The sequence below is a fragment of the Elusimicrobiota bacterium genome (genome assembly GCA_016788905.1).
In the GTDB taxonomy this organism is placed as follows: domain Bacteria; phylum Elusimicrobiota; class Elusimicrobia; order FEN-1173; family FEN-1173; genus JADKHR01.
Genome location: JAEURZ010000008.1, coordinates 65823 through 78193, shown reverse-complemented (window position 1 = coordinate 78193; position 12371 = coordinate 65823). Strand labels below are relative to the sequence as shown.

12 protein-coding genes are annotated in these 12371 nt (G+C 54.6%); all 12 read right to left on the bottom strand.

Annotation, left to right across the window (positions count from 1 at the left end):
* Positions 1-2 precede the first annotated feature (2 nt).
* On the bottom strand, positions 3-2228 hold the full coding sequence (locus tag JNK54_05055) for a hypothetical protein (GenBank protein ID MBL8023634.1): 2226 nt from the start codon (positions 2226-2228) through the stop codon (positions 3-5).
* Positions 2229-2232: 4 nt separating this feature from the next.
* Positions 2233-3138 carry an ROK family protein gene (locus JNK54_05050; protein ID MBL8023633.1) on the bottom strand — a complete coding sequence of 302 codons (906 nt, stop codon included), beginning with the start codon at positions 3136-3138 and terminating at the stop codon, positions 2233-2235.
* On the bottom strand, positions 3135-4436 hold the full coding sequence (locus tag JNK54_05045) for a bifunctional folylpolyglutamate synthase/dihydrofolate synthase (GenBank protein ID MBL8023632.1): 1302 nt from the start codon (positions 4434-4436) through the stop codon (positions 3135-3137). The genes JNK54_05050 and JNK54_05045 overlap by 4 nt, the downstream gene beginning before the upstream one ends.
* Before the next feature lie 3 nt (positions 4437-4439).
* A complete protein-coding gene (locus JNK54_05040) occupies positions 4440-5276 on the bottom strand; it encodes an acetyl-CoA carboxylase carboxyltransferase subunit beta (protein ID MBL8023631.1) in 837 nt (278 codons plus the stop codon).
* Positions 5277-5278: 2 nt separating this feature from the next.
* Positions 5279-6076 (bottom strand): tryptophan synthase subunit alpha, encoded by a 798-nt coding sequence (locus tag JNK54_05035; GenBank protein ID MBL8023630.1) that lies wholly within the window; start codon positions 6074-6076, stop codon positions 5279-5281.
* Between the two features lie 42 nt (positions 6077-6118).
* A complete protein-coding gene (trpB, locus tag JNK54_05030; protein ID MBL8023629.1) occupies positions 6119-7309 on the bottom strand; it encodes a tryptophan synthase subunit beta in 1191 nt (396 codons plus the stop codon).
* Positions 7310-7377: 68 nt separating this feature from the next.
* Positions 7378-8013: a phosphoribosylanthranilate isomerase gene (locus tag JNK54_05025; protein ID MBL8023628.1), complete on the bottom strand. Its 636-nt coding sequence runs from the start codon at positions 8011-8013 to the stop codon at positions 7378-7380.
* Complete coding sequence (gene trpC / locus JNK54_05020; protein MBL8023627.1) at positions 8003-8803, bottom strand: indole-3-glycerol phosphate synthase TrpC; 801 nt, start codon at positions 8801-8803, stop codon at positions 8003-8005. The genes JNK54_05025 and trpC overlap by 11 nt, the downstream gene beginning before the upstream one ends.
* A complete protein-coding gene (gene trpD, locus JNK54_05015) occupies positions 8800-9837 on the bottom strand; it encodes an anthranilate phosphoribosyltransferase (GenBank protein ID MBL8023626.1) in 1038 nt (345 codons plus the stop codon). Before trpD ends, trpC begins: the two co-directional genes overlap by 4 nt.
* Positions 9834-10409, bottom strand: a complete 576-nt coding sequence (locus tag JNK54_05010; protein MBL8023625.1) for an aminodeoxychorismate/anthranilate synthase component II — start codon at positions 10407-10409, stop codon at positions 9834-9836. The genes trpD and JNK54_05010 overlap by 4 nt, the downstream gene beginning before the upstream one ends.
* Positions 10406-11866 carry an anthranilate synthase component I gene (gene trpE / locus JNK54_05005; protein MBL8023624.1) on the bottom strand — a complete coding sequence of 487 codons (1461 nt, stop codon included), beginning with the start codon at positions 11864-11866 and terminating at the stop codon, positions 10406-10408. The genes JNK54_05010 and trpE overlap by 4 nt, the downstream gene beginning before the upstream one ends.
* The gene (lepB, locus tag JNK54_05000; protein ID MBL8023623.1) at positions 11863-12369 is read right to left on the bottom strand and encodes a signal peptidase I; all 507 of its coding nucleotides are present in this window, start codon (positions 12367-12369) and stop codon (positions 11863-11865) included. Before lepB ends, trpE begins: the two co-directional genes overlap by 4 nt.
* Positions 12370-12371: the final 2 nt, after the last annotated feature.

Genomic DNA, 12371 nt, shown 5'->3' with positions numbered 1-12371 from the left:
GGTCACTCTCCAGTAGGACGGCGTGCGGGATAAAATTGTTTGTCATCAAATTTCGCGCCATTTTTTCGGAAGTCCAGGTTCGTCTTCAAATCCAAACGAAAAAAGATCTCATGGACACCTGTCCGTTCACGGTAATTGACCCGAACGACCCAACAGTGGAGATCCCGACGAACAACAAGATTTTTTTCTGTAAAGGAAATCCCGTTGTAACGAAGTGACCCCGAACCCGAGGCGGTGGACCGCACGTCCCCGGACAACCACCAACCCGGCGTCAGCTGAAAAGCCGCCCCATTCGTCAGGTCCAGTTCTCCTGGGCGGCTGACATTATAGCTAAAGCCCGATGAAAAGAAGGCTTTGTCGTCTGGCCCCAATCGAAAATCCAGAACACTCGATTGTATTTTTCGGGCTGGATAAAGTTGAACTGATTCTCTTGCCGTGAGGGAAAACCATCGATTCGGCGAAAAACCAGCGTCCACTGTCGGGGGCGAAAACCGCTGGCGCGGGGTGTGATACCCTTGATATTCGGTATCCCTTAAATCGTAGAACGTCGACGCCCGGCCCCAGATTGAAGAGGAGGGGCGATAGGAAGCCAAGAAATTCAACCCGTTCAGTTCAACCCCATGATCCGGTGCAGAATGATCCCTCCGAAACGTATTGGGACGCCATCGGACACGATAGGTATGGCCGAGGTCATAATCCAAACTTCGCGTCACACGATGACGCATGTTCAGCCCAGTAAACCCTTTTCCCTGAAGAATATCCGTGGGATCTAAATTGAAACCATCCACCTGGTGGGACTGCCAAACCTCTGATATCCCCAGCGAAGGTTCCAACGAAATCTTTTTCGTCACAGGCAACCGCCACGAGAATCGCCCCGTCCCATCCGCGTATTGACGAAAATGGTCTTTACCTGGAAGGATCGGATGGAATTGCCCAGACTCTTCTTGAGGGCGATCATATTCGTTCCGAAAATTTCCCCCGAAATTGAAATAAGCATTGGATTGACCCAGACGGAGCGACGAGGATTGAAACCCGAATTGGGGAAGGATGGTCTTGCTGGTGACAAATCGCTTCTGAACGGGATCTAAGGTCCGGTCGTGTTCGACGTAAAGACGCGCCGTGTACCACGTCCCTGTTCGCGTGAACGCCAGATCGGACTCGCCCAACTGCCGCGAACGTTGATAATCGTCCCCCACAAAAACGTCGTTGACCGATTCGTCGCTTTGCATGGCCACGCGAGACTGAACCTGCCATCGCGGGTTCAACTGTTGCCAATGCCCCAACCGAAGATTCCACCGACGGCGGTCGTCAATTTTGTCATGAATTTGATACCCCGAAACAGATCCCCGCACCGTGTGAGTTGAATAGCTGAATTCTCCCCCAAAACCATTCCCGGCAAGGGTGTAGTGGTCCCAGAGAACCCGTGCCCGAGCGTTTTCCCCAATGGGATAGGAAAAAACATTTTTAGCGAACAACCCGTTTCGGGCACTGTTCCCCGGATCCACCGTATAGGTCCAGCGGTTGTCTTTCAAGGATCGCGTGTAGTAGGGGAAGTAGAGAAAAGGTGTTTTTTCAGCGGCGGGCCGAATGTGGGTCACGCTCATCCGTTCCTTGACCCGAAACTCGGCCGATCCTCCACGGAAATGATAGTGGGGAGGGTTTAAATCACAACTTGAAAAAGCGGCTCGTTTGATGCGGTAATGGGTTGGGCTCAACCGTTCCAGGCTCCGGCCCCACGTGCGCCAGACTCCCTGTTGAATGTAAATGTTTTGGAATTCACCCGTTGAATTGCCCCAATTGTAATGCACACTGTCCCCCAGAACAGACAATTCTTCGTCATTCAAATAAACACGGCCCCGGGCGATGGCTTCCCGGCTGGATTGATAAAGCGTCAACTCATCCGCCTCCAAGCGCGTTCCGCTGGAAATGAGCACGGCATTCCCCTGGGCCACCACCACCCGGCTTGATAAATATACAGTGAGCTCGTCCGCCTCCAGACGCGTTCCGCTGGAAACGACAACCGCGTGACCGCGCGCGAAAACAACGTTTTCTTCTTCCCGAAATTCCATAAAATCACAGGTCAAAGACGCTGTGGAGAGTGCCGGTATTTTTTCGCTCGCCGTTTTCTCTGCTCGAAGAGAAGGCAGGGCTCCTCCCAACAAGAAGAGGGCCCACACCACAATCCAAGACCCTTTCTTCATCGGAACTTTGGTGGGAGAACGGCTCATGGCATCATTCCACTAAGAGCGCCGCCCCGGCCACTCCGAGGTCAGAGCTCCGCTCAGAAACCACCACGCGAACAGCTTGGGCAGGTGTAAGGAAAGAACGCTGTTTCATGATCCGCAGCGCTTTGGGCAAAAAGAGAGCCGCTCCTCGGGAAACACCCCCCGTCAATAAGATCGTGTCCGGGTTAAGCAGGTTTACGATGTTTGAAAGCGCGGCCCCAAGAGCGTTAGCCGCCCGGTCCCAAACCTTCCGAGCCACTGGATCGCCTTTCCGTGCCAGACCCGCAAGAATTTTTGGATTCAGGGGATCAACAACGCGTCCCCTTCTTTTGTAGGCCAATAGAGCGCGCCGAACAAGCGAAGCCCCACCCAGATAGGCTTCCAGACAACCCAGATTCCCGCAAGAGCAGGGATCCCCTCCTTCCTCCACACAAAGGTGCCCCACTTCGCCCGCTGTGCCTGTCGTCCCATGATAAAGACGCCCATCGAAAACCAGCCCCCCTCCCACACCGGTCCCTAGCGTAAGGATGACAAGATTCTTCGCACGGCCTCGAAACTCCAAATGAGTCGCGCCCCACGCCGCTGCCGTGGCATCGTTGTCCATGCGAATGGGACCGGGAAATCCCGCCCGCCGGAAAAGGGCCGCCAATCTCACCTTTTTCCATCCTAAATTGGGGGAAACACGGACAACGCCACGGGCCGGATCCACATCGCCCGCCACCCCGACCCCCGTTCCCAAAAGGGCGCTGGAAAACCACGGGGCCGCGGCCGACCGAAGGGACTTCACCAACCCCCACGGCTCGCGGGTGGTCAAAACTTCCGTCCGGTCTAAAACGCGACCCCTCTCATTGACCAAAGCCATTTTGACCTGAGTGCCACCCAAGTCCACACCCAACCGAACACCCCGTCTCATTTTTTTCTCCCTAATTTCTTAAGGGCTTCCCCAACCAAATAGAGGGATCCCGTCACAAGGACAGGAGATCCTGAATCCGGAGAAACCTTCCGCCAGGCTTCTCGAAAACTCGTGGCCGATTCCGTCGGACAAAAGTTTTTCCACACCCGCACCAGGTCCTCCAAAGGCCGAGCGCGGTCGGACACCAGGGGAGTCACGATCACACGACGGACGATGGAAGAAAGCGCTTTGGCCATAGACTTAACATCTTTGTCTTTCAAGCAGGAAAAAATCAGGGTGGCTCGCTGTTGCCCCCAGGGGGAGGATTTCCACGCGTTGACCAATTCGCGAACAGCGGCGGGGTTATGGGCCCCATCTAAGACCACCGGAGGACAAGTCCGAACCACATCAAACCGCCCGGGCCATTGGGCCCGCGCGATCCCTTCCTGTATGGCTCGTTTTCCCAACCGCCAACCCTGACGATCCAAGAGCTCAAGAGCCGCAAAAGCCAGCGCCCCGTTTCGTGCCTGATGCATTCCCCAAAAGGGGACAGTCACCTCACCCCAACTCCCTCCTTCCAGTTGAACCCGAATGGTTTGCCCCAATGGTTTCGTGTTTTCACTTAACACCTTAAATAAAACATGGCGCCCCAACGTCCAGGAGGGCACTCCGGACACCGCCGCAAACCGTTGCGATTCCCGGTGAAGAGAGGACGGAAGATCCTGTAAGAGAGGCGTTCCCCTCCGAGCGATTCCTCTCTTTTCCAAATAAACATGCCGAACCGTTGGTCCAAGCCATTCCGTATGATCAAGACCAATGGACGTGATCACGCAAAGCTCAGGGGCCGCCACCGCGTTGACCGCGTCCAACCGACCGCCCAGCCCCACTTCGAGAACAGCGAGATCCACCCCCGCACGTTCAAAAACCAAAAACCCCACCAAAGTTTGCGCTTCAAATTCCGTTAACGCCAATTTGTTTTTTCGAGAAACCTCCGCCACGCGGGACGCGGCCCAAGTCCAGTCATGGGAAGAAACGGGTGTTCCATTCACACAAACGCGCTCCCGGGGGTGAATCAAATGAGGCGAAGTGTAAAGACCGGTTCGGTAGCCTGCCTCCCGAAGAGAGGAGGCCACCATCGCGCACACCGACCCTTTCCCGTTGGTCCCCGCCACAAGAAGGGACGCAAAGGATTCCTCCGGATGTCCCAACAAATCCAAAGCCCGGATGACGCGGTTAAGCCCGGGACGGATCTCCTTTGAAAAGCGGGGAGAAGGAGCGCGAGCACCCGCTCGATTGCGGGTTGCGCGTGAAAAGGGCACCGACTAGACCGAGAATTTTCGTGCGGCCATAAAAAAAGCGAAAAGGTTCGCGAGCCGCTTCTTCATTTGCGGGCGGTCCACCACCATATCCACCATCCCGTGTTTTAAAAGGAATTCAGACTGTTGAAATCCCTGAGGAAGCGTCTGTCGAATGGTTTGTTCGATCACCCGGGGCCCCGCAAACGCGATCAGGGCTTTGGGTTCCGCCACAATCACATCACCCAACATGGCAAAACTAGCCGTTACCCCACCGGTGGTGGGGTCCGTCACCAGAGAAACGAAGGGCAGTCGTTCTTTTTCCAGTCGGCCCAAGGCCACACTCGTTTTGGCCATTTGAAAAAGGGAAAGGATTCCTTCCTGCATGCGCGCCCCCCCCGAGGAAGAAACAACCAAAACGGGAATTTCATCCGCGAGCCCCCGTTCGATGGCCAGGGTCACTTTTTCCCCCACCACACTCCCCATACTCCCCCCCATAAACCCGAAATCCAAAATTGCCGAGGAAACGGCCTGGCCTTCGATTTTTCCGACACCGGCAACAATCGCTTCCTTCTCACCTGTTTTCTTTCGGCTCTCTTTGACGCGGTCCACGTAAGACGTTGAGTCACGAAACCCCAATGGATCCGCCGCTGTCAAATTTCCCGCAAATTCCACAAAGGTCCCCTGATCGAAAATTTGATCGATGCGTTCCCGCGCGCTGGCGCGCAAGTTGTATTGGCATTTGGGACAGACCTTGAGATTTTTTTCGAGCTCCTTGTTGTAAATGATTTGTTCGCACTTAGGGCATTTGGTCCAGAGCCCATGGGGCACACGTTTTTTTTGTCCGGGTTCATCGATGGCCATAATCAAGATCTCCTTGTGACAGAATCCAATGAGTGACGTAACGAGCGCGCAAAAGGAGCTAACGACTCCCGATTTTTTAGCCGATTCACAAAAGCGGACCCCACGATAACTCCATCGGCGTGAAGCGCTGCCGTCCGGGCCTGCCTCGGGTCCGAAATTCCAAAACCCACGGCCACGGGGAGAGGCGACTTTCGCCGAACGTCCGCCAAGAACGACCCCAATGATTTTGGAAGAGCACGGCGCACGCCGGTGACCCCCGTTAAAGAAACAGCGTAAAGGAACCCCCGAGACCGACGGGCGATGGCGGCTCGGCGTTTCGGGGGAGTGGTCGGAGCAACGAGGTAAATCAAGTGAATCCCCACACGCGTCAAGGCTTTTTCAAGCGCGCCCCCCTCCTCTATAATAAGATCAGGAACAATAATTCCATCCACGCCCGCCGCCCGAGCACGACGCGCGAAAACATCAAGCCCCATCCGTTGAAGAGGGTTCATATACGTCATCAGAACAACAGGGGTCTCATGAGTCTTCCGGAACACCTTCACCCAATCCAAAACAGTGACGGGGGTCACCCCCGCTTCCAGGGCTTTTTGAGAAGAGAACTGAAGGGTGGGGCCGTCGGCGATGGGATCGGAAAAAGGAATCCCCACTTCCACCAAATCCACACCGGATCGCACAAGATCCCGCACCGCTCGGTCCATGATCGAAAGCGTGGGATACCCACCGGTCACATACGCGATGAGCGCCTTTTTTTTGCGGATTTTTAAATCCGAAAAAAGTTTGTCGATTCTATTCACAGGAATCCATCCTATTAAGAATTAACCTCTCCCCGAAACAGGAAAACCTCATTTAAGATCTAACATTTTCGTCAATTGCCCCATATCTTTATCGCCCCTTCCGGAAAGCCCAAGGACAACCGTCTGGGATTTTTTCATCCGGCGAACAAGTCGAGGAAGAAGCCCTAACGCGTGAGACGATTCCAGCGCAGCGGAGAGCCCTTCCGTTTCGTTTAAAAGGCGAAAACCCGCCAACGCTTCCCGATCGGTGACCGATACGTAAGTGGCACGCCCGGAATCCTTGTAAAAAGCGTGTTCAGGTCCCACGGCGGGATAATCCAGCCCAGCGGAGATGGAATGGGTCCCCAACACCTGACCGTGCTGATCTTGCATCACATAGGTCCGCGCGCCGTGCAAGACACCGGGGCTTCCCGTGCAGAGGGTCGCCGAATGACGTCCTGACCGAATTCCCTCGCCGCCGGCCTCAACACCAAAAAACTGAACGGTGGGCGTGTCGTAAAAAGGAGCGAAAAGGCCGATGGCGTTTGATCCCCCTCCCACGCAGGCCACGAGGGCGTCCGGACGATCCGTTTGAAATTCCCGAATTTGACGTTTCACTTCCCGACCGATCACGCTTTGAAATTCCCGCACCATCCAAGGATAGGGGTGTGGCCCCACCACCGACCCAATACAGTAGAAAGTCGTGCGGACGTTGGTCACCCAATCCCGCATCGCTTCATTGATGGCGTCCTTGAGAGTTCGCGATCCAGACGTCACAGGGATCACTTTCGCTCCCATGCTCCGCATGCGAAACACGTTCAGGGCCTGCCGTTCCATATCCTCAGCCCCCATATACACTTCACAGGAAAGCCCCAAAAGAGCACAGGCCGTGGCTGTCCCCACCCCATGCTGACCAGCCCCTGTCTCAGCAATGACACGTTTTTTACCCAACCGCTTGGCCAGTAAACATTGCCCCAACGTGTTGTTGACTTTGTGAGCCCCCGTATGACAAAGATCTTCCCGCTTCAAAAAGATCCGAGCCCCACCCAATCGCATCGTGAGATTTCGAGCAAACATCAGCGGAGTGGGTCGGCCCGCAAAAGACCCCAAAAGGTCCACCAGTTCCTCCCGAAACGACGGGTCCCGACGAGCCGCCCGAAACGCCGCCTCCAACTCGACCAAGGGACCGACCAACGTTTCCGGGACCCACCTCCCCCCATACGCCCCAAAATAGCCCCGCCGGTCTGGCCACTTACCCATATCGAACCCCATCATCCGGGCAGAAAAAATCGTTCAACCCAGCGACTCGTAGAAGAGCGTCCCTTGAGTTAGGCATATTTCACGGTTTCTAAAAATCGCTTCATTTTCTCGAAATCCTTTCGTTTGGGGGATTTTTCGACTCCGCTGGCAACGTCGACAGCGAACGGCTGGGTGGCTTCTATGGCTTCGGCCACATTTTCGGCGTTGAGCCCTCCCGCGATAAAAAGAGGTTTTCCAAAGACCTTGGCTCTTGTGGCTAAGTCCCAAGGAAACGTTTGTCCTGTTCCGCCCATTTGGCCTTCCACGCGTGCGTCCAGAAGAACGTAGTGAACGATGTGCTTATAGGACGAGAGAGTGTCGAGGTCGGATTCATTGGCCGCGCGAACAGCTTTGATTAAAAAAACTTCCAGCTCATTGGTGATGGCCTCACACTCCTCCACCGTTTGGTTTCCGTGTAGCTGAATACCGGCCAGCCCGACTTTTTTGGCGATCTTGATAATGTCCGCCGCACTTTGTTCAACAAAAACGCCAACGGTCGGGACAAACGACGGAACTTTTGAAGCGATGCGAGCCGCGAGATCTGGGGACACTTTCCGCGGACTTTCTTTATGAAAATTCAAGCCAATGAAATGGGCGCCTATATTTACCGCCCAGGTGGCGTCTTCCTCGTTGGTTATACCACAGATTTTCACTTTAGTTGACATAATCATCCTTTCCAGCGGCCACCAATGTTCGGGCCGCGGATTCAAGATCTTTTTGTTTTAAGAGAGATTCCCCCACCAACATGGCGTCCATTCCGAGCCCAGCGATCCGGCGGACATCGGCCGGTGCCTTCAAACCGCTTTCCGCCACACAAACACTTCCCTCCGGGACCAGGGGCATGAGACGTTCAAAGGTTTTGGGGTCCATCGCCAACGTGTCCAGGTTACGGCTGTTGATTCCGATTAATAGAGCGCCCATCATTTTCGCTCGGGTCATGTCGTTGGCGTTATGGGTCTCCACCAACGCATCCATTCCAAAATCTCGGGCCAATCCAGACAAAACCACCAATTCCCAATCGGTTAAAAGCCGGACGATGAGGAGAATGGCGTCGGCCCCATAGACCCGCGATTCAACCACCTGATAAGGATCCACAATAAAATCTTTTCTAAGAAGGGGCACCCCCGTGGCCTTTCGCGCAAGACGAAGATGCTCGAGTTTCCCTCCGAAAAATCGCGGTTCAGTGAGGATGGAAAGGGCCCGGGCACCCGCCCGGGCGTAGGTCTTCGCCCCAACCGTTACATCAAAGTTTTTTCGAATCACTCCCGCCGATGGGCTTTTGGCCTTCAATTCGGCAATGAGACTTACGCCCGCCGTTTTCAAAGCGGCGGAAAACGATCGGGTTTTAGGCGATCGACTGGCCATTTTTTCCATTTTACTTAATGGGATGGAAATTCGCCTTTGGGCTAAGTCCATCCGTGTCTCATAAACTATTTTTTCAAGAACGCGATTCACGGAGCGTCCGATCGGCTGAGCGAAACGAGTTGATCCAACTTTTCTTTGGCCGCACCGCAATCGATGGATCGTTCCGCCACAAGACGTGCCTGCCGTAAGGTTTTTACTTCGGAACGCCCCGCCGCACGGCACGCCACCAAAAGGGCGGCGGATGCGTTGGCCACCACCGCGTCCCGGGGAGCCCCTGGGTGCCCCGTTAAGACCTGCCGAAGGATCTCCGCATTGTCCTTTTTGTTCCCCCCGCACAAATCAGAAGGACGATGACGTCGAAATCCGAAATCAGCGGGAGTTAGCGTTTTTTTACGAAGACGTCCATTCACGATTTCCATGACACTCGTTTTTCCGAACAACGTAATTTCATCATGACCGGCCCCATGAACCACAAGGGAATGGCGCGTGCCCAGGCGGACCAAAACCCGGGCCACAACCTCCACCATCGCTTCGGAATAAACCCCAATCACTTGGGCATTCGCCCCCGCGGGATTCGTGAGAGGTCCCACCAAATTAAAAACCGTTCGAATCCCCAACTCCCGGCGAACAGGCATGGCGTGTTTCATGGCTGGGTGAAACGATGGGGCGAACAGGAACCCGATCCCAATCTCCTTAAGACACCGCTCCACCACAGAAACCGGCGGATCGATTTTAACACCTAAAGCCTCCAAAACATCGGCGCTTCCACAGGAAGACGAGACGGAACGGTTCCCGTGTTTGGCCACTGTAAACCCAGCGCCCGCCACCACAAACGCCGCGCCGGTTGAAATATTAAAGGTCCCTCGTTTGTCTCCACCTGTTCCGCAGGTATCCACCACCACAGATCCAGGAGAAAGGGTGATGCGGGTCCCGGCTCCCCGCATGGCTTCCGCCGCCCCGGCAATTTCAGAAACGGTCTCCCCCTTCATTCGCAGCGCCACTAAAAAACCGGCGACTTGGCTGGGCGTCGCGCCCCCTGTCAATATTTCGGATACGGATTCCCGGACCTCCTCAAAAGTCAGGTTCTGGTTCTCCACCAGTTTTGACAAGGCTCCTTGAATCATTTCACTCTCATCCGAAGAAAGTTACGCAGCAAATCCATTCCTCCCACCGTCAAAACGCTTTCCGGGTGAAATTGCACCCCTTCCAAAGCGGGGAGACGTCGATGCCGAACCCCCATAATCTCCCCGTCTTCACTGGTCGCTGTAACGATCAACTCTTTTGGGCAGGTCTTCTTTTCAATGACCAGGGAATGGTATCGGGTTGCGGTAAAGGGGTTTTTCAACCCCTTGAACAACCCCTTCCCATCATGAGAAATCTGGGATGTTTTTCCGTGCATTAATTTTTTGGCCCGAACAATTTTTCCGCCGAAAGCGACCCCCAGAGATTGATGGCCGAGACAAACCCCAAAAACAGGCAATTTCCCCGCGTAAAGCCGAATAACACCCACCGATATCCCTGCCTGTTTTGGCGTACACGGCCCCGGAGAAACCAAAAGGTGCGTGGGGTTCAGTCGCCCCACGTCTGCGGCGGAAATTTCATCGTTCCGGACCACAAGAACCTTTTCTCCCAGTTCCCCAAGATATTGAACCAAGTTATAGGTAAAAGAATCGTAGTTATCAATGACCAAAATCAAATTTTTTCTCCCGCCAAGCGAAGGGCGGCGACGAGTGCCGCCATTTTACTTTGTGTTTCATCAAACTCTTTCACAGGAACGGAATCGGCCACGATGCCCGCGCCGGCCTGCAGGTGCACCCTGTTTTTTTGCATCAAGATGGTTCGTATGGCGATGGCCATGTCCATATTCCCCGTGTACGAAAAATAGCCCACGGCTCCCCCATAGAGACCTCTCCGTGTGGATTCAAGTTCTTCAATGATTTCCGTTGCCCTAATTTTGGGCGCCCCCGAAAGCGTCCCCGCGGGAAATACCGCCCGAAATAAATCAAAGGCGTCGTGGTGGGGGAGAAGGCGACTCGTGACTTTGGAAACGATGTGCATCACATGACTGTAACGCTCTATCCCCATGAAATCCGAAACACGGACCGACCCGTTGCGGGACACTCGCCCCAAATCGTTTCGGGCTAAATCCACCAGCATCAGATGTTCCGCCCGCTCTTTGGGATCCGCCAAAAGCTGTTGGGCCAGCCGGTCGTCGGCTTCTGGCGTGGTTCCCCGAGGTCGGGTTCCGGCAATGGGGCGGGTTTCCGCAACACCATCGTCCAACCGCACAAGCATTTCAGGGCTTGAACCAATGACATGGGTCTCCCCGTCCCGAAAGAAGTACATATAGGGGGAGGGGTTCACCCGTCTAAGAGCTCGGTATATTTCTAAAGGGTGAGCTTTCACCTGTCGCGTCACCCGGCGCGAGGGAACCACCTGAATAATATCCCCCGCGTTGATGTATTTTTTTGCCAATCGCACACCGCTTTCGAAACGACGCCGATCTTCCAAAGAATAAGCCAAGGGCTTCCGTTCGGCCCTGGCCAGGGGCGTCAAGGGGGCCGGCGTGGGACGGAGACGGGAAAGCTTTTCCACCAATTCGCGGCCGGCTCTCCGATGTATTTTTTCGGCGGAAGCCCCTCGCGGGATCGCCACCGTGCGCACCAGACGGATGGTATGGGCCACATGATCAAAGATAAACATGTCCCCCGTTAACATGAAAACGAAATCCGGAACACCCAAAACATCTTTGGTTCGGGAAGGCAATCGCTCAAAATGACGAAGGATATCGTAGCTGGTAAATCCCACAGCCCCGCCATAAAACCGGGGAAGCCCCCGAACTTCTGGCGCCCGTCGATGGGCCAGCGCAACCCGCAACGCTTCCAGAGGTCCAACCCCTTGGGGAGTGGGAATAGGGGAAGTCACCGTTTTCGAGCGCAGGACAACGCTGGGCTCAAAAGCCGCAAAGGAATACCGCCCCAAATGTTCCCCCCCTTCCACGCTTTCCAAGAGAAAACATTGGGGACTTTGGGCGTAGAGCGCATGAAAAAGGGCCAAGGGTGTCACTTCATCCCCGGGACATTCCACCCAAACAGGGACCAGAGAATGTTTTCTTGCCAACGACTTAAATTCGGTAAGTGATGGATAGATCATGGGTTAACCATCAGTTTCCCTTCAATGGCTTTTTGGGAAACGAAAGGAGTGGGGAGACCTGTGACCGTCCCTTTCCAATCCCGACTGTCACCGGATTCGTCCCGATTATCCCCCATGACCACCACAAACCCTGAAGGGACCTTCCCCATATTGAAATCGTCTCCCTTTAAAAGCTCGTTCGGGCGAGTGTGTTTCACGTAAGGTTCTTCAAGCGGCTTTCCATTTAAAACAACTTTTTTTTTGACCACACGAACATTGTCTCCCCCCACCGCCACAACGCGTTTCACCAAACCTTTTTCCCCTTTCGGCGATAGAAAGGTCACAATATCCCCCCGTTCAGGAGGGTGGAAGACGTAAGCCAGCTTGTTTACCATCACACGGGCCCCTACAGGCAGGGCGGGCTCCATGGAACCCGAAACAATTTCGATCCGCTCAAAAGCAAATGTCCGCAGAAAAAACGCCCCGCCTAACCCCAACGCGACCAAAAAGAAGACCCGCGCCATGG

Bases quoted from the DNA above. Each gene is read 5' to 3' on its own strand.
- trpD (MBL8023626.1), bottom strand. From the start codon at position 9,837: ATGATTCAAGGAGCCTTGTCAAAACTGGTGGAGAACCAGAACCTGACT.
- JNK54_05055 (MBL8023634.1), bottom strand. From the start codon at position 2,228: ATGAGCCGTTCTCCCACCAAAGTTCCGATGAAGAAAGGGTCTTGGATT.
- trpB (MBL8023629.1), bottom strand. From the start codon at position 7,309: ATGGGTAAGTGGCCAGACCGGCGGGGCTATTTTGGGGCGTATGGGGGG.
- JNK54_05040 (MBL8023631.1), bottom strand. From the start codon at position 5,276: ATGGCCATCGATGAACCCGGACAAAAAAAACGTGTGCCCCATGGGCTC.
- trpE (MBL8023624.1), bottom strand. From the start codon at position 11,866: ATGATCTATCCATCACTTACCGAATTTAAGTCGTTGGCAAGAAAACAT.
- JNK54_05025 (MBL8023628.1), bottom strand. From the start codon at position 8,013: ATGTCAACTAAAGTGAAAATCTGTGGTATAACCAACGAGGAAGACGCC.
- JNK54_05050 (MBL8023633.1), bottom strand. From the start codon at position 3,138: ATGAGACGGGGTGTTCGGTTGGGTGTGGACTTGGGTGGCACTCAGGTC.
- lepB (MBL8023623.1), bottom strand. From the start codon at position 12,369: ATGGCGCGGGTCTTCTTTTTGGTCGCGTTGGGGTTAGGCGGGGCGTTT.